The 15,711-nt window shown below is 67.9% G+C and carries 16 protein-coding genes; 8 read left to right on the plus strand and 8 right to left on the minus strand.

All coding sequences use genetic code 11. The annotated features are described in order from the left end of the window. Positions 1-118 precede the first annotated feature (118 nt). The 4 genes from OG303_RS33940 to OG303_RS33955 all read left to right on the plus strand — a co-directional run bounded on the left by OG303_RS33940 (position 119) and on the right by OG303_RS33955 (position 2,067). Entirely contained in the window at positions 119-586 is a 468-nt protein-coding gene (locus OG303_RS33940; protein ID WP_405873230.1) for a hypothetical protein, read from the plus strand. After that, positions 586-1,167 carry a TlpA family protein disulfide reductase gene (locus tag OG303_RS33945; protein WP_405873231.1) on the plus strand — a complete coding sequence of 194 codons (582 nt, stop codon included), beginning with the start codon at positions 586-588 and terminating at the stop codon, positions 1,165-1,167. The genes OG303_RS33940 and OG303_RS33945 overlap by 1 nt, the downstream gene beginning before the upstream one ends. A 214-nt stretch (positions 1,168-1,381) precedes the next feature. Beyond that, positions 1,382-1,876 (plus strand): hypothetical protein, encoded by a 495-nt coding sequence (locus OG303_RS33950; protein ID WP_405873232.1) that lies wholly within the window; start codon positions 1,382-1,384, stop codon positions 1,874-1,876. Further along, the gene (locus OG303_RS33955) at positions 1,855-2,067 is read left to right on the plus strand and encodes a hypothetical protein (protein ID WP_405873234.1); all 213 of its coding nucleotides are present in this window, start codon (positions 1,855-1,857) and stop codon (positions 2,065-2,067) included. The genes OG303_RS33950 and OG303_RS33955 overlap by 22 nt, the downstream gene beginning before the upstream one ends. Positions 2,068-2,133: 66 nt before the next feature. Here the strand turns inward: OG303_RS33955 and OG303_RS33960 are convergent, their stop codons facing one another. Then, positions 2,134-2,976: an intradiol ring-cleavage dioxygenase gene (locus OG303_RS33960; protein ID WP_405873235.1), complete on the minus strand. Its 843-nt coding sequence runs from the start codon at positions 2,974-2,976 to the stop codon at positions 2,134-2,136. A gap of 291 nt (positions 2,977-3,267) precedes the next feature. Here OG303_RS33960 and OG303_RS33965 point away from each other — a divergent pair, with 291 nt between their 5' ends. After that, entirely contained in the window at positions 3,268-3,918 is a 651-nt protein-coding gene (locus OG303_RS33965) for a DUF4360 domain-containing protein (RefSeq protein ID WP_405873236.1), read from the plus strand. 51 nt (positions 3,919-3,969) lie between these two features. Here the strand turns inward: OG303_RS33965 and OG303_RS33970 are convergent, their stop codons facing one another. Continuing rightward, positions 3,970-4,734 carry an intradiol ring-cleavage dioxygenase gene (locus OG303_RS33970; RefSeq protein WP_405873238.1) on the minus strand — a complete coding sequence of 255 codons (765 nt, stop codon included), beginning with the start codon at positions 4,732-4,734 and terminating at the stop codon, positions 3,970-3,972. Between the two features lie 188 nt (positions 4,735-4,922). Between OG303_RS33970 and OG303_RS33975 the strand changes: the two genes are divergently transcribed. The 3 genes from OG303_RS33975 to OG303_RS33985 all read left to right on the plus strand — a co-directional run bounded on the left by OG303_RS33975 (position 4,923) and on the right by OG303_RS33985 (position 7,530). Continuing rightward, positions 4,923-5,309, plus strand: coding sequence for a peptidase inhibitor family I36 protein (locus OG303_RS33975; RefSeq protein WP_405873239.1), 387 nt, complete (start codon positions 4,923-4,925; stop codon positions 5,307-5,309). A 141-nt stretch (positions 5,310-5,450) separates the two neighbouring features. Then, positions 5,451-6,428, plus strand: coding sequence for a winged helix-turn-helix domain-containing protein (locus tag OG303_RS33980; protein ID WP_405873241.1), 978 nt, complete (start codon positions 5,451-5,453; stop codon positions 6,426-6,428). Between the two features lie 88 nt (positions 6,429-6,516). Continuing rightward, positions 6,517-7,530 (plus strand): arabinan endo-1,5-alpha-L-arabinosidase, encoded by a 1,014-nt coding sequence (locus OG303_RS33985; protein WP_405877624.1) that lies wholly within the window; start codon positions 6,517-6,519, stop codon positions 7,528-7,530. A gap of 4 nt (positions 7,531-7,534) precedes the next feature. On the opposite strand, the gene OG303_RS33990 is transcribed toward OG303_RS33985, so the two are convergent. From OG303_RS33990 to OG303_RS34015, 6 genes are all read right to left on the minus strand, one after another. Then, the gene (locus tag OG303_RS33990) at positions 7,535-9,151 is read right to left on the minus strand and encodes a pyridoxal phosphate-dependent aminotransferase (protein WP_405873243.1); all 1,617 of its coding nucleotides are present in this window, start codon (positions 9,149-9,151) and stop codon (positions 7,535-7,537) included. Positions 9,152-9,357: 206 nt separating this feature from the next. Further along, the gene (locus OG303_RS33995; protein ID WP_405873244.1) at positions 9,358-10,512 is read right to left on the minus strand and encodes an aldose epimerase family protein; all 1,155 of its coding nucleotides are present in this window, start codon (positions 10,510-10,512) and stop codon (positions 9,358-9,360) included. Positions 10,513-10,646: 134 nt separating this feature from the next. Further along, positions 10,647-11,894, minus strand: a complete 1,248-nt coding sequence (gene mmsB / locus OG303_RS34000) for a multiple monosaccharide ABC transporter permease (RefSeq protein ID WP_405873245.1) — start codon at positions 11,892-11,894, stop codon at positions 10,647-10,649. Next, positions 11,891-13,441, minus strand: coding sequence for a multiple monosaccharide ABC transporter ATP-binding protein (mmsA, locus tag OG303_RS34005; RefSeq protein ID WP_405873246.1), 1,551 nt, complete (start codon positions 13,439-13,441; stop codon positions 11,891-11,893). The genes mmsB and mmsA overlap by 4 nt, the downstream gene beginning before the upstream one ends. A gap of 56 nt (positions 13,442-13,497) precedes the next feature. Next, positions 13,498-14,604 (minus strand): multiple monosaccharide ABC transporter substrate-binding protein, encoded by a 1,107-nt coding sequence (gene chvE / locus OG303_RS34010; protein ID WP_405873247.1) that lies wholly within the window; start codon positions 14,602-14,604, stop codon positions 13,498-13,500. 124 nt (positions 14,605-14,728) lie between these two features. After that, positions 14,729-15,700 (minus strand): hypothetical protein, encoded by a 972-nt coding sequence (locus OG303_RS34015; RefSeq protein ID WP_405873248.1) that lies wholly within the window; start codon positions 15,698-15,700, stop codon positions 14,729-14,731. Between the last annotated feature and the right edge of the window lie 11 nt (positions 15,701-15,711).

Genomic DNA, 15,711 nt, shown 5'->3' on the forward strand with positions numbered 1-15,711 from the left:
CGGACCGATCGGCGACAGCGGCTGCACTGACCCCGGACGACCGGCCGCGGGAGCGCGGGGAGACAATGATCGTGAAGCGGGTCGCTGCCGGCGGCCCGTCGGCAAAAGGGGGAGTGACGTGACCGTCACTTGGCGCGGTGCCGTTTCGTACGCGCTCACTGTCGTTGTCCTGTCCTGGCTGACCGGAGCGGGCGTCGATCTCGCGTGGCAGACCGCTTCCGGCGGTGGCGGCCTCGGAGGGTGGCTCTCCACGTGGGGCAAGGACCCGTGGAACGCGGTCTTCGCAGCGGTCGCCGTAGCCTCTCTGACTCTCGCCCGGCGGCTGCTGGCGCCCCTGCCGCGCTGGCGCGTCATGCTGGTCGACGGGTCCGTCTACCTGGCGGCGCTGCTGGTCTGCGCGGGGCTCTCGGCGTGGGCCGCCGGCGACGAGGCGCCGGCGGACACGGCGTTCGTGGCGGCGGTCCTCGCGCTGTTCACCCTCCAGCTCCCCGCCGCGTGGGTGCTCTGCGTGTGGCGGTCGGGATCTCTGGAGGTCGTCCTCAGCCGGGCCGGTACGGACGGCGTACGCCGGGATCTGGCCGCGTGATGACGACGACCCGACGCGCGATGACGACAACTCGACGTACGTACGCGGCCGTTGCGGCGGCCTGTGCCGTGCTCGCCGGCTGCTCGTCCCCGGACCCGGTCAGCGACGCCAGTCCCGGGGATCCGCTCACCAGGACCTTCGCGGCGGGCGAGCGCCCTGCCCTCCCCGACCTCGCCGGGACCTCGTTGGACGGCGACAGGATCCGTCTGTCCGACTACCGGGGCAAGGTCGTCCTGATCAACGCATGGGCGTCCTGGTGCCCGCCCTGCCGGGCGGAGGTACCCGAGTTGGAGCGGATCCAGAAGAAGTGGGGCGGCCGTGGGCTGCGCGTCCTGGGTCTCGACAACGACGGCAGCCGCGCCGACGGTCTGGCGTTCCAGAAGGAGCACCACCTTCAGTACCCGTCCCTGCACGACCCGGCGGGCAAGCAGATCCTGAGACTGCCGCGCGGCCTGGTGAACCGGCAGGGGTTGCCGTTCACGATCGTCGTCGACCCGACGGGGAAGGTGGCGGCGACGCGGATGGGAAGGGTGACGCAGGAGCAGCTGGCGAAGGTCGTCGTGCCTCTGCTGAAGTCGTAGATCCGCCGCTGTGAGGGGTCCTCCATGCCCTGTGATCCGCTGCCCTCGCGTACTCGCTTTTCGGGACGTATGAACCGAATCCGACTCGGCAGAGTTAACCTCCCGGTAAAAGCCGCCGCGCAAGCAAAGTTCACCATTGCGCATAGATGATCACGCTGATAGCGTCGCTTTCGCTCTGACCAAGCAGCAATTTGCATGATGGGGGAATGGCTTCGTGAACGTGCGAAGTAAAGGAATTTCTGTCGTCCTCACCTGCGCTATGACCGGCGCAATAGGTGGCATCGGCGCGAACACGGCATCCGCGGCTCCGGCTGCAACGAATGTGCAAACCCGTGCCGGAGCAGACGAGATCTGCGCAGTCATCGGCATCGGCAGCGGTGCTGCGGGCCTCACCAAGGCGCTGGCCAAGGGCGCGTCGTGGGTAGGAATCGGCGCCAGCATCGGGTGCTATCTGTACACCAAGGCCAAGGAACAAACGCCCGCGGCGAAGCGGGCGGCCATGATTAAGGCGTACAACGAATACCAGAGAAAGAGTGACCTCAAGAAGCTTGATGCGCTCGGTTACTACTGCCGGAAAAAGAGCAGTGGTGGTGGCGGCGGCGGTGGTGATTTCGCGAACGTCACGCCGAACACCGTCACCCCGAAGATTGGGTGGCGGGACATCAAGATGAAGGGCGTGGTGTACGAGTGCACAGCTACCGGGGACTGATCGGCCGCGACCTGGGCCATGGCGAGCGTTTCCTGTTCGCCGTTGCGCTCGTCGCGGTGAGCTTGCTGTGGATCACGCAGGACATGGCCGCATGGGCGACCGCGCTGTGTGGCGCCGGTGCCGTCGTGGGAGCGTCGGGCATGCTCTATTTCGGCTGGCGTTACATCCGCTCACGCGGGGCCTCGCAATGAGGTACTGAGCAATGAGGTACTGACGGGCTGCCGCCCTGGAAGCGGCAGCCCGTCAGTGTTGTCCGATCAGCTACTGCTGACGCCGACCGTGAGGGTGGCCGTGTACCCGTCGGACACGCTGGAGCCGAGCGCGGTCAGGGTCAGCAGCCCGGAGGAGGCGCCCCCGTCGTCGTAGATCGTGTCGTCGGCGAGGGACGTCTCCTTCGTGGTGTTGTCCGAGTACGGCGAGATCGCCTGGACCTCGGTGTTGATGTCGGGGTCGAAGAAGAGCTGGCCGGTGTGGATGATCTCGCCGCCGGTGTACGAGTCGTCGGTGAGCGTCACGTCAGTGTGCACCCGCATATGGACGTGCACGGCGCGGGAGACGTAGTGCCCGGGCCAGATGGACGTGATGTTCACCTCGCCGTTCGAGTCGGTCATCTGCCCGCCCCGCAGGAACGTGCCGTTGTCGTCCTCCGTGTGGCCGTTGCCGCCCACGAACCCGGAGTACTCGCCGAGGGCGTCGCAGTGCCACAGCTCCACGAGGGCGTCGGCGAGCGGGGCGCAGTCGTTGGCCTCGTCGACGACGGTGAAGGTGTACTGCACCTCCACGCCTTCCTTCTCCTCCCGGATGTCCTCGCGGACGAGGGCCCCGTCGAGCGAGTAAGGGCCCTCGGTGACCTCGGCGTTGAGGGTGCAGACGCCGCTGGAGGCGGAGGCCTGGGTGGACGCGGTGGAGTCGGTGGTCGTGGTGGTGGCCTGGGTGCCCGTGTCGGCCGAGGCGAAGCCGGCGACCGCGAGGCCGCCCACCACGGCCGCGGTGCCGCCGCCGATGAGGACGCGGCGGCGCTGGACGCCCTTGTCCCGGCGGTGCCGACCGGGCTGCTGGCCGTTGTGCTGCTGCTCGTCGTGCTCTGTGTTTCCCGTCATGGGCACGGAAGTTAGGGGCGCACCTGAAGGATTCCTTGATGTGCGGCTGTGAATGACCTGGGGATGGAAGTGTCAACGGCCCGTTATTTCAACAGAGTTCGGACACACGACCACCATGTGAAATCCGCACCTGTGAATGGCTTGAGTTCGCCCTGACCGCCGCTTGTGCGGATCCCTACGATGCGATCGCCTCCGGTCTTCACAGAATCCTCATGGGTTCTTCAAAGGCTCCTCGACGGCGTCTTCGAGGGCCGGGGCGAGCCACCCCCCACTCACAGAACCGGAGAGACCATGACTGGTGGACTCCTCCTGAGCGGCGCGATAGCCGCTCTCCTCACCACCGCGATACCCGCGCACAACCCGTCCGGCGGGTTCGACGACCCGCCCCCGGACAAGATCATCATCAAGGTCGCCACGGTCAACGGCTCGGGCTGCCCGGCCGGCACCACCGCGGTCGCCGTCTCCGAGGACAACACGGCCTTCACGGTCACCTACAGCGCCTACCTCGCCCAGGCGGGCGGCGGCTCCGACCCCACGGCGTTCCGCAAGAACTGCCAGCTCAACCTGGTCGTCCACGTCCCCGGCGGCTTCACCTACGCCATCGCCAGCGCCGACTACCGGGGCTTTGCCTCGCTCCAGTCGGGCGCGAACGGCACGCAGAAGGCCTCGTACTACTTCCAGGGCTCCCCGAGCACCGCGCAGCGGACCCACCCCTTCAACGGCCCCTACAACGACAACTGGCAGGCCACCGACGACACCGACTGGGCCCAACTGGTCTGGGCGCCCTGCGGAGTTCAGCGCAATTTCAACATCAACACGGAGCTGCGGGTGACCGCAGGCTCCACCTCCGCCGACAAGGTCAGCTTCATGACCATGGACTCGACGGACGGGGACATCAGCACGGTGTACCACCTGGCGTGGAAGGAGTGCCCGGCCTCCTGACCTGTGTGAAAGGGGTGGCCCGCGCCGCGGGCCACCCCCGCTCGTGCCGGATCAGCTCTGTTCGACGCCCAGGGTCAGGGTGCCGGTGTAGCCGGAGGAGGTGGAGCTTCCCAGGGCGGTGAGGGTGAGGAGGCCGGACGCGGCGCCCCCGTCGTCGTAGATCGAGTCCTGGGCGAGGGTCGTGCGGGTGACCGTGTTGGTCGAGTACGGCGAGACCGCGGCGACCTTGGTCGTGATCGACTCGTCGAAGAAGAGCTGCCCGGTGTGGAGTTCCTGGCCGCCGGTGAACGAGCCGTCGGAGGTCAGCGTGACGCCGGTGTGCACCTTGACGTGGATGTGGATGCACCGGCCGCGGTACCAACCGGGGTAGACCGTGGTGATGTTGGCGACGCCGGACGAGTCGGTGAGGACGCCGCCGCGCAGGAAGGTGCCGTCGTCCGGTTCGCTGTGGCCGTTGCTGCCGACGAAGCCGGAGTACTCGCCGAGGGCGTCCGCGTGCCAGATCTCGACGAGCGCGTTGCTGAGGGTGGCGCAGGTGTCGTCGTCCACGACGGTGAGGGCGAGCTTGAGCGGGATGCCCGCCTTGCCCTCGGTGATGTCGGAGCGGACGAGCGCTCCGTCGAGGTAGTAGGGACCTTCGGTCATCTCCTTCGTGAGGGTGCAGACGGCCGCGGCGGCGACGGGGGTGGCGTCGTCGGCGTTCGCGGTTGTGGGGGCTCCAGGTGCGGCGGCGGCAACGGCCAGCGTCGCGGCCGTGGCGCCCGTGGCGATCAGTACGGTTCTGCGCCCGATCGTGGGCTCTGAAGTGTCTGTCATGGACACGGCACCGTAGGGAGGGGTGCTGTTGGTGAGCTGTGAGTTGGGCAAAGTGACGGGGCGTCAAGTTCCTTGCCGGTCAGGTCGGTGAGCCCGGATTCGATCCAGATCGAAGGGGGGTGCGGGCATGGTCCCCCCGAAGCAGGCTGGCCCTCGTTCGTGCAGACAACGGGGAAAGGACGAACACCATGACCATCCGCAAGAGCCGCCTCGCCCTCGGGCTGGCCGCACTCGTCGGCAGCGCCGCCATGCTCGCGCTGCCCACCTCCGCGCAGGCGGCCCCGGCTCCGGGCGACCCGGCCACCTGGCCCTGCGACCCGTCCGAGTTCTGCATCTACCACGACAACCAGGGCGGCGGCGCGCACTACTCGCTGGCGGACGGCGCCTCCAACCTGGGCGTCCTGGCCGGCGGCCTCAACGACCACGTGTGGTCGGTCAAGAACATCTCCGGCGACCGCTGGTGCCTGTACAAGGACGCCGACTACACCAACGAGATCCTGGTGGTCCTGGACGGCCAGGCCATCGACCTGTCCTCGCCCGTCCGCGACCAGGTCAGCTCCGTCAGGGAGTGCTGAGGACGGTCCTCGAACGCCCCGCCGCGCGCATCCGTGCGGCGGGGCGTCGGCCTGTGTACGCACCCCATGACTTCTGAGGGTGGCAAACGCCGTGAGATCGCCGAGCATGGGGAGGACAGTGCCGAACGGGGATGGCTCAACATGGCGGTACGCATTCACTTCACCGACGACGACCTCGCTCAGATCAGGCTCGCGCAGGCTCCCGATCCCATGTGGGAAGCGCTGCTCAGCATGCACATGCTGCAGACGGACACCGCGTCCGCCGTCTTCGGCGGGTGGCGGCACACGGTACGCCGCCGACTGACCGCCCCGGTGGGCGCGTTGCTGCGGCTCGCACCGCCCGTCGGGTACTCGGCGGACTTCCTCACTCCGGCGGCCGGCGGGAGCGGCCTGGACGCCGGGGTCGGTGCCCTGCTGTCCACGCCACGGCAGCGGCTCGGGCACGATCTGGTCGAACTCGCCCGCGCCGGGCGCCGGTTGCCCTCCTGGGCCCGGCTCCTCGCCGACGGCGACAAGGACGCCGTCAGGCATCTCGGCCGCCTCCACAGGCACTACTTCGCGACCGCGCTGGCCCCCTGGTGGAGCCGCGTCCGCAGCCGCTTCGAGGCCGAACGGGCCGCCCACAGCCGCTACTTGGCGGACGGTGACCTCGGCGGGCTGCTGAACACCCTGCATCCCGGACTCGTCTGGCGCCGGCCGGTCCTGGAGGTCACCGGTCTGGGCGTCGACCGCGACGTCCACCTCGACGGGCGCGGACTGCTCGTGCTGCCGTCGTACTTCTGCTGGCGCAGCCCCACCCTGCTCAAGGACCCCGCGCTGCCGTGCGTCGTGGTCTACCCCATGCCGCACGAGACCGCCCTGAGCACCGCGAACGGCCTCCGCTCCCTCAACGCCCTGCTCGGCCGCACCCGCGCCGAGATCCTCGAATCGGTCGCGGACCGCGGTGTGACGACGACCGAACTCGCCCACGACACGGGCGTCTCCCCGGCCACCGCCAGCCACCACGTCGGCATCCTGCGCAAGGCGGGCCTGCTCAGCACGTGCAGGGCGGGCAGGGCCGTACTGCACACCGTCACGCCACTGGGGCTGGCGCTGCTGGACGGACGCGCGGGGCATTGACGCGCAAGGCGTTCGATTCTACGGTCCCGTCCGAAGCTCTGATCGGCGATCGAAATACCGAACGTGCGCGATCGTGCGCACCGACCGTATGTACCGAACGGACCGTGTCCCCCCACCCGTTGGGAGCGTCAGCGTGAGCCGCACCTCTCGCAGAACCGCACTCCTCGCCGTACCCGCCGCCGTCCTGCTCGCCCTCATCCCGAGCACGGCGTCGGCGTACCCCAATCCCGGCCAGGTCACCGGCGACGTCGTCGTCCACGACCCGACGATGATCCGCACCTCGGCCGGCCGCTACCTGCTGTACTCCACGGGTGGTGGCCTCGGCTACAGGACGTCCACCGACCGGACCGCGTTCACGGCGGGCGGCGACGCCTTCGCCACCAAGCCGGGCTGGTGGTCGTCGTACGCCACCGAGGCCTGGGCGCCCGACATCTCGTACCACGGTGGCAAGTACCTGATGTACTACGCCGTTTCGACCTTCGGCTCCAACAAGTCCGCGATAGGACTGGCCGGTTCGTCGACCGGTCTGCCCGGCTCCTGGACGGACTACGGCGTCGTCTACGCCTCCACCACGTCGAGCGACTACAACGCCATCGACCCGAACCTCTTCGTCGACGACGGCGGCAAGTGGTGGCTGTCGTTCGGGAGTTGGTGGACGGGGATCAAGATGATCCAGATCGATCCGGCCACCGGCAAGCAGCTCGCCACCAACTCCACCCGCTACTCCCTCGCCGCCCGCCCGACCGGGACCAAGGCCGTCGAGGCGCCGTACATCGTCAAACGGAGCGGCTACTACTACCTCTTCGCCTCGTACGACACCTGCTGCGCCGGTACCAGTTCGACGTACAAGGTGAAGGTGGGGCGTGCCACCAGTGTCACCGGGCCGTACTACGACAAGAGCGGCGTCGCGATGACGAACAACGGCGGGACGCCGGTGCTGGAGTCGCACGGCAGCATCATCGGGCCCGGCGGCCAGTCGATCATGAACGACGCGGACGGCGACCTGATCGTCTACCACTACTACGACGGCAACGACAACGGCACACCCAAGCTCGGCATCAACCTGCTGAACTGGAGCACCGGTTGGCCGGTGGCGTACTGAGGGACTAGCCCGCCTGCCCCATGCCCGCCGCGTTCGGCCAGCTCTGGGCGTTGGGCCAGCCGGTCGCCGGGGCCGGGGAGAGGCCCGGTGCCGTGGTGCCCCGCACCTGGGCGGCCGTGAGGCCGCCGCGGGCCGGGACTCCCGGCGGGGTCGGCCCGGTCATCGGCGCGGGCGCCGGGGCGGGCTGCATGGGTGTCGGCGCCGGCTGCATCGGAGCCGGAGCGGGCTGCATCGGAACCGGTGCGGGCTGCATCGGAAACTGGGCGACGGGGACCTGCTGCGGGGCCGCCATCGCCGCCGGCATCGGCATTCCGGAGCCCATGGACTGGGCGAACTGCGCCGCCGCCGGCATCGGCATGCCGACCTCCGCGGCCGAACCGCCGGAGGCCATCGCGGCGAGGCCGTGCATGCCGGCCCCGTTGGTGGCACCGACCAGGCGGTCCACGGCCGCCGTACCCGAGCTGTAGCTGGTCCCTGTGCTCAGCTCGGGTACGGCGGCTCCCCTCCTGGTCCCGTAGAGCACCTGTTCCAGGCCGGACACCAGGCGACGCACGTCCACCTGCGGGCGCACCACGAGCCTCAGGAAGCGGCTGGACGAACCGATCTTGTTGCCACACTCGCGGACCAGGATCCGGTGTTCGGTGAGCATCCGGTCCCGGACCACGGTGCCTTCGGCGCCCACGGGGAGGCGCACGAAGAGGAAATTGCCCTGGGAGGGGTAGACGGTCAGGCCGGGCAGCGCGGAGAGCTGGCTCGCCATGTCCAGGCGGTCGCGCCGCACCTGGTGGAGGCTCTGCGCGTACTCCGCGCCGTGCTCCTTGAGCATGAACACCACGTGCTCGGCGAAGGAGTTGAGGTTCCACTTGGGGAGCATGGAGCGGATCCGGCCCGCGAGCGACGGGTTGGCGACGAGATAGCCGAAACGTATGCCGTGCAGACCGAAGTTCTTGCCGAGGCTGCGCAGCACGATGACGTTCGGGCGGATCATCGCCTCCTGGACGACGGACGGTTCGGCCTCGGCGTCCGCGAACTCGAGGAACGACTCGTCGATGACGACCAGGTCCAGGTCGGCCATCGCGTCCATGAACTGGACGAGAGCCTGCTTGTGCATGTAGCCGCCGTCGGGGTTGTTCGGATTGCAGATGACGGCGACCCGGGTGCCCCGGGCACGGATGAACTCGGCGTACTGGGCGAGGTCCAGGGCGAAGCCGCTGGACTCCTGCAGCGGGAACATGTCGACCCGCTTGCCGGTCTCCATCGGCTGGTCGGTCCAGCGGCCGAAGGTGGGGACGGGGATGGCGAGGGAGTCACGGACCATCAGGTGGTCGATCCAGGTGATCAGCTCGGTCGAGCCGTTGCCCATCGCCACGCACTGCGGCGGGAGTTGGAGCAGGCTGCACAGTTCGGCCGTGATCGTGTCGGCGCTGCTCGGGTAGTAGGTGATGATGTCGCGCAGGCGGTGCGACATGTCGTCGAACATGGCCGGGGTGGGGAAGTACGGGTTGCAGGGAATGCAGAAGTCCACCGGTCCGACGCCTTCGCCGCCCTCACGCGTCAGCGCAGCCATCGAGGGGCTGTGAGCCGCAGTGTTGCGGAACAACGAGGAGACGTTGTCGGCCATGGAACCTCCGTATGGGGCGGGCCCGGTGGGGACGACCGGGCCCGTCGTCTTTGGGTGGCCCGCGCGGGGGAGCACGGGCCGCTCTTACATACGGAGGCTGGGGTTGCGTTGTTCAACGGGTGTGAAGAAGGTGTGACTTCGGGAACCGACAGGCCGCCGGAACACTCCGGCGGCCTGTGAGGCACCACATCCGGTGCGGCGCTGGTTCAGCAGCCGAAGGTGTGAACCGTCGACGTCTTGTACGTCTGCCCAGGTCGCAGCACCGTCGACGCGAAGTTCGGGTGGTTCGGCGCGTCCGGGAAGTGCTGGGTCTCCAGGCACAGGGCGTCGCCCTGGCGGTAGGTGCGGCCGCCGGTGCCGGTGAGGGTGCCGTCGAGGAAGTTGCCGGAGTAGAACTGCAGGCCCGGCTGGTCGGTGGCGATCTTCAGGGTGCGGCCGGAGCGCGGGTCGCGCAGGGTCGCGACGTGCTCGGGCTTGGACGTGATGCCCTTGTCGAGGGCCCAGTTGTGGTCGTAGCCCTTGGCCTGCACCTGCTGGACGTGGCCGTCACGGATGTCCCGGCCGATCGCCTTCGTCTTGCGGAAGTCGAAGGGGGTGCCGGAGACCGTCGCCAGTTCGCCCGTGGGGATCAGGCCCGAGTCGGTGGGCGTGTAGCGGCCGGCGGCGATCGTGAGCTCGTGGTCCTCGATCGTGCCGCTGCCCTCGCCGGCCAGGTTCCAGTAGACGTGGCTGGTGAGGTTGACGACGGTGGCCTTGGTGGTCGTGGCCTCGTAGTCGATGTGCCAGTCGCCGTGCTTGGTGAGGGTGTACGTGACCTTCACCTTGAGCGTGCCGGGGTAGCCCATCTCGCCGTCGACGCTGGTGTAGTACAGGTACAGGCCGACGTCGGAGCCCTTGGTGAACGGCTCGATGTCCCACACGCGCTTGTCGAAGCCCTTGGCGCCGCCGTGCAGGCTGTTCACGCCGTCGTTGACGTCGACCTGGTAGGCCTTGCCGTCGAGGGTGAACTGGCCCTTGCCTATGCGGTTGCCGTAGCGGCCGATCAGAGCGCCGAAGTACGGCGTCTTGGCGACGTAGTCCTCGATGTTGTCGAAGCCGAGCGAGACGTTGGTGTAGCGGCCGTGCCGGTCCGGGATCTCCAGGGACTGGACGATGCCGCCCCAGGTGAGGACCTTCAGGCGGGTCCCGCCGTTCTCCAGGGCCCAGCTGTAGATCTTCGTGCCGTCGGCGAGCTTGCCGAAGAGCGACTTCACCGGCTTCCTGCCTCCCGACGCTGCCTGCGCCGTACCCGTGCCGAGGGTGCTCGCGGCGATGCCCGCCGCCGCGGCTCCAGCGATGACTGTGCGTCTGTTCAGTTCCATATAGCGGCTCCCATGAAGTGAGTTGAAAGCGCCCCGCTGGGCCGCGCCCCAAAGGGGCGCGGGGAACTGCGCGACCAGCCACGCACGGCCCGCAGCTTCCATACGGCCTTCCCAGCGGAGCGCCCGCGCTGGACTTACGAACCTGACTTGCGCTTGTTCCACACGTCGAAGCCGACCGCGGCCAGCAGGGCGAGGCCCTTGATGACCTGCTGCCAGTCGGTGCCGACGCTGAGGAGGTTCATGCCGTTGTTCAGCACACCGAGGACGAGACCACCGATGATCGCACCCAGGACGGTACCCACACCGCCGCTCATGGACGCGCCACCGATGAACGACGAGGCGATGGCCTCGAGTTCGAAGTTGAGGCCCGCCTTCGGCGAGGCCGCGTTCAGGCGGGCGGCGACTACCAGACCCGCCAGGGCCGCGAGCACGCCCATGTTCAGGAAGACAAGGAAGGTGACCTTCTTGTCCTTGACGCCGGACAGCTTCGCCGCCGGGAGGTTGCCGCCGATCGCGTAGATGTGGCGGCCGAAGACGGCGTTGCGCATGACGTAGCCGTAGCCGACGACCAGCACACCGAGGACGATCAGGATGATCGGCGCGCCCTGGTAGCTGGCGAGCAGCATCGTGACCGCGAGGACCGCGGCGGCGATGGCGACCAGCTTGAGCAGGAAGGCGTTGCGCGGCAGCACGTCCAGCGAGAACTCCTGCTGGCGCTTGCGGTCACGGACCTCCTGGTAGACCACGAAGGCCAGCAGCGCGAAGCCCAACAGCAGCGTGAGGTTGTGGTAGTTGGTGTTCGGGCCGACCTCCGGCAGGAAGCCGTTGCCGAGCTTCTGCAGACCGTCCGGGAACGGGCCGAGGGTCTGGCCCTGCAGGAAGATCTCCGTCAGACCGCGGAAGAGCAGCATGCCGGCGAGGGTCACGATGAAGGACGGTATGCCCAGATACGCGATCAGGAAGCCCTGCAACGAGCCCGCGACCGCGCCCACCAGCAGGCTCAGCACCAGGGCGACCGGCCACGCCACACCGTGCTGCACCGTCAGCACGGCCGCGAACGCGCCGATGAACGCCGTCAGCGAGCCGACCGACAGGTCGATGTGGCCCGCGATGATCACCAGCATCATGCCGATCGCGAGGATCAGGATGTAGCTGTTCTGCAGCACCAGGTTGGAGACGTTGCGCGGCAGCAGCAGGTCGCCGTTGGTCCAGACGGCGAAGAGGGCGACGATCAGGCCGAGGGCGATCAGCATGCCGTACTGGCGCATGTTGCGGCGCAGGCCGTCCAGCATCAGCTGCAGCAGGCCGCCGCCCGCGGCCGATCCGCCGGACTTCCCGGGCGGCGCCGGGGCCGGGGTCTTGGCGGTCACATCCGTGCTCATCGGGTTACCTCTTTGTCCTTCGTCATCTGGCGCATCAGCGCTTCCTGCGTGGCCTCGGCCCGCGGGACCTCGCCCGTGAGCCGCCCGGCGGCCATGGTGTAGATGCGGTCGCACATGCCGAGCAGTTCCGGCAGCTCGGAGGAGATGAAGACGACCGCCTTGCCCTCGGCGGCCAGCTGGTCGATGACCGTGTAGATCTCGTACTTGGCGCCCACGTCGATACCGCGGGTCGGCTCGTCCAGGATCAGCACCTCGGGACCCGCGAAGATCCACTTGCTGAGGACGACCTTCTGCTGGTTGCCGCCGGACAGCCTGCCCACCGTCTCGAAGACGGTCGGCGCCTTGATGTTCATCGACTTGCGGAAGCGCTCGGAGACCTTCCGCTCCTCGTGCTCGTCGACCACACCGCGCTTGGCGACCTTGCCCAGGGCGGTCAGCGAGATGTTCCGGTTGATGTTGTCGATGAGGTTGAGGCCGTAGTGCTTGCGGTCCTCGGTGACGTACGCGATGCCGTGCTCGACCGCCTCTGCGACGGTCTTCGTACGGATCTCCTTGCCGTCCTTGAGGACCGTGCCGCCCGCGTGCCGGCCGTAGGTGCGCCCGAAGACGCTCATCGCGAGCTCGGTACGCCCTGCACCCATCAGGCCCGCGATGCCGACGATCTCCCCGCGCCGCACGTTGATCGACACATCGTCGACCACCTTGCGCTGCTGGTCGATCGGGTGGTGGACGGTCCAGTTGCGGATCTCCAGCGCCGGGGCCGCGTCCACCTCGCCCTCGTAGGGCGTGCGCTCGGGGAAGCGGTGGTCGAGGTCGCGGCCGACCATGCCGGAGATGATCCGGTCCTCGGTGGTCTCCTTCGCCTTCACGTCGAGGGTCTCGATGGACCGCCCGTCGCGCAGGATCGTCACCGAGTCGGCGACCTTGCGGATCTCGTTCAGCTTGTGGGAGATGATGATCGAGGTGATGCCCTGCTTCTTCAACTCCAGGATGAGATCCAGGAGTTTGCCGCTGTCCTCGTCGTTCAGGGCCGCGGTCGGCTCGTCGAGGATGAGGAGCTTCACCTTCTTGGACAGCGCCTTGGCGATCTCCACGAGCTGCTGCTTGCCCACACCGATGTCGGTGATCCGGGTCTCCGGGTGGTCGGTCAGACCGACCCGGCGCAGCAACTCCGTGGCGTGCCGCAGGGTTTCGTTCCAGTTGATGAGTCCGCGCGAGGCGTGCTCGTTGCCGAGGAAGATGTTCTCCGCGATCGACAGGAACGGCACAAGGGCCAGCTCCTGGTGGATGATCACGATGCCGTGGTGCTCGCTCGCCCGGATGTCCTTGAACGAGCAGACCTCCCCCTCGAAGAGGATCTCGCCCTCGTAGGTGCCGTGCGGATGGACGCCGGAGAGCACCTTCATCAAGGTGGACTTCCCGGCGCCGTTCTCACCGCAGATGGCATGGACCTCGCCCTGACGGACGGTCAGTGTGACGTCCGACAGCGCTTTGACGCCGGGAAAGGTCTTGACGATCGAGCGCATTTCCAGGACGGGTCCCGCCATGGTCGTGCCCCTTCTTCAATCCGTAGGAATGGCCGGTTGCTTCACCGGAGGAGGGACTACTTGAGCTCGCCCGCCGTGTAGTAGCCGGTGTCGACCAGTTCCTTGGTGTAGTTGGTCTTGTCGACGCTCACCGGCTGCAGCAGCATGGCGGGGACGACCTTGGTGCCGTTGTCGTACGTCTTGGTGTCGTTGACCTCGGGCTTCTTGCCGTTGAGGACGTCGTCGACCATGGTCGAGGCGACATCGGCGAGCTTGCGGGTGTCCTTGTAGACGGTCTGCGTCTGCTGGCCCGCGATGATCGACTTCACCGAGGCGAGCTCGGCGTCCTGGCCGGTGATGACCGGCAGCGGCTTGCTCGCGGAGCCGTAGCCGTCCGACTTCAGCGCGGCGAGGATGCCGATGGAGATGCCGTCGTACGGCGACAGGACCGCGTCGACCTTGGCGCTCCCGTACGTGGACGTGAGGATGTCCTCCATGCGCTTCTGCGCGGTGGCGCCGTCCCAGCGCAGGGTGGTGACCTGGTTGATCTTGGTCTGGCCGGACTTGACGACGAGCTTCTTCTTGTCGATGTACGGCTGCAGGACGCTCATCGCGCCGTTGAAGAAGTACTTGGTGTTGTTGTCGTCGTTGGAGCCGGCGAACAGCTCGATGTTGAAGGGGCCCTTGCCGTTCTTCAGGCCCAGCTTGTCGACGATGTAACTGGCCTGCAGCTCACCGACCTTGGTGTTGTCGAAGGACGCGTAGTAGTCGACGTTCTTCGTGCCGAGGATGAGGCGGTCGTAGGCGATCACCGGGATCTTCGCGTCCGCGGCCTGCTGCAGCACGTTGTTGAGCGACTTGTTGTCGATGGCCGCGACGATCAGGCCCTTGACGCCCTGCGTGATCAGGTTCTCGATCTGCGAGACCTGCTGGTCGGGGTCGTCCTCGCCGTAGACCAGCTTGGTCTTGTAGCCCTTGGCCTTGAGGTTCTTGACGACGTTGTTGCCGTCGGCGATCCAGCGCTCGGAGGACTTGGTGGGCATCGCGATACCGATGGTGCCGCCCTTGGCACTGCCCGAGCTCTCCTTGCTGCCGCCTTCACTGCTCTGGCCGCAGGCGGACAGGGTGAGCGCGAGGGAGGCGGCTCCGGCTATGAGGGTGAGGGCGGCTCTGCGAGTACGCATGATCATCATCCTTGATGTGTGTGGGGCAGTGCTCGGTCTGGCGATGCGAAGACACTCCGAGGCCGGGAGTGTGTTGGATTGTGTTGGACTGCGTCTTCTTTTGTGAAGGGCGTTGTCCGGAACGTTATGCGGATGCGTCGAACCGCTTGAGCGTCCCGGGCAGCCGTGAACCGAGGGGCGCCATGTCGCCGTCAGCTCCGTGCCGCGCGAGCAGGTCCAGGGCCAGTCGGCCGCGCCGGACCCGTTCCCGGGCGGTGGTCAGCGTCAGGTCCCGCATGTGGTGTCCGTACGGGTAGATGCCGGGGCTCTTGGACAGACCGAACTTCAGGTAGAGCGGCGCGCCGCGGCGTATCAGCTCGGCGACCTCGTACATCCGGATGTAGCCGCCGAGGTCGTCGGGGGCCTCGATGTACATGTCCATGGGGGCGGCGGAGACCCGCCGGATCTCGGTGAGGTGATCGAGCGTCAGGTCGCTGGGCACGTTGAGCGAGTCGGCGCCCAGGTGCTCGAAGACCGCGAACGAGGCGGGGTTGACCGGCCCGATGAGCGCGGACACCTTCAGCGTGGTGTCGGCCGGGATGATGCCGGCGGTGCGCGCCCGGTGCAGCGTCCACAGCACGCCCTCGTCGGCGACGAGCAGGCACTTGACGCCCAACTCCGTTGCCCGGACGGCGTCTTCGACGCATCCGGCGACCGCGTCGTGGCCGCGGGCCCGCAGGCCGCCGCCGCGCGAGTCGGAGCGCACCGAGCCGCCGATGTCCCACGTGCCGCGCGGACCCGTGAACAGGCAGAGCTCGATGTCGCGTTCGGCCGTGGCCTCGACCATCTCGGTTATCTCGGCGTCGGTCAGCATCCACACGCCGCTGCCCTGGCTGATCCGGTGGATCGGCACGTCGAGGCGCGAGGACTCCTTGAGGATGACGGCCAGCGCTTCGGGACCCTCGCACGAGGGGATCTCGGTGCGCCAGCGGCCGCCGCCGGGGAAGGTGTGCGGCGAGGCGTCGGCGGGGTCGAGGGCGGGCGCGCCCAGGCCGAGCGCGGTGAGCACCTGTTCACCGGGTCGGCGGGCCGCCGTGGCGGAAGCGTCGGTCGTCACAAGCTGTCCTT

The organism is Streptomyces sp. NBC_00005 (genome assembly GCF_045160215.1).
Lineage (GTDB): Bacteria > Actinomycetota > Actinomycetes > Streptomycetales > Streptomycetaceae > Streptomyces.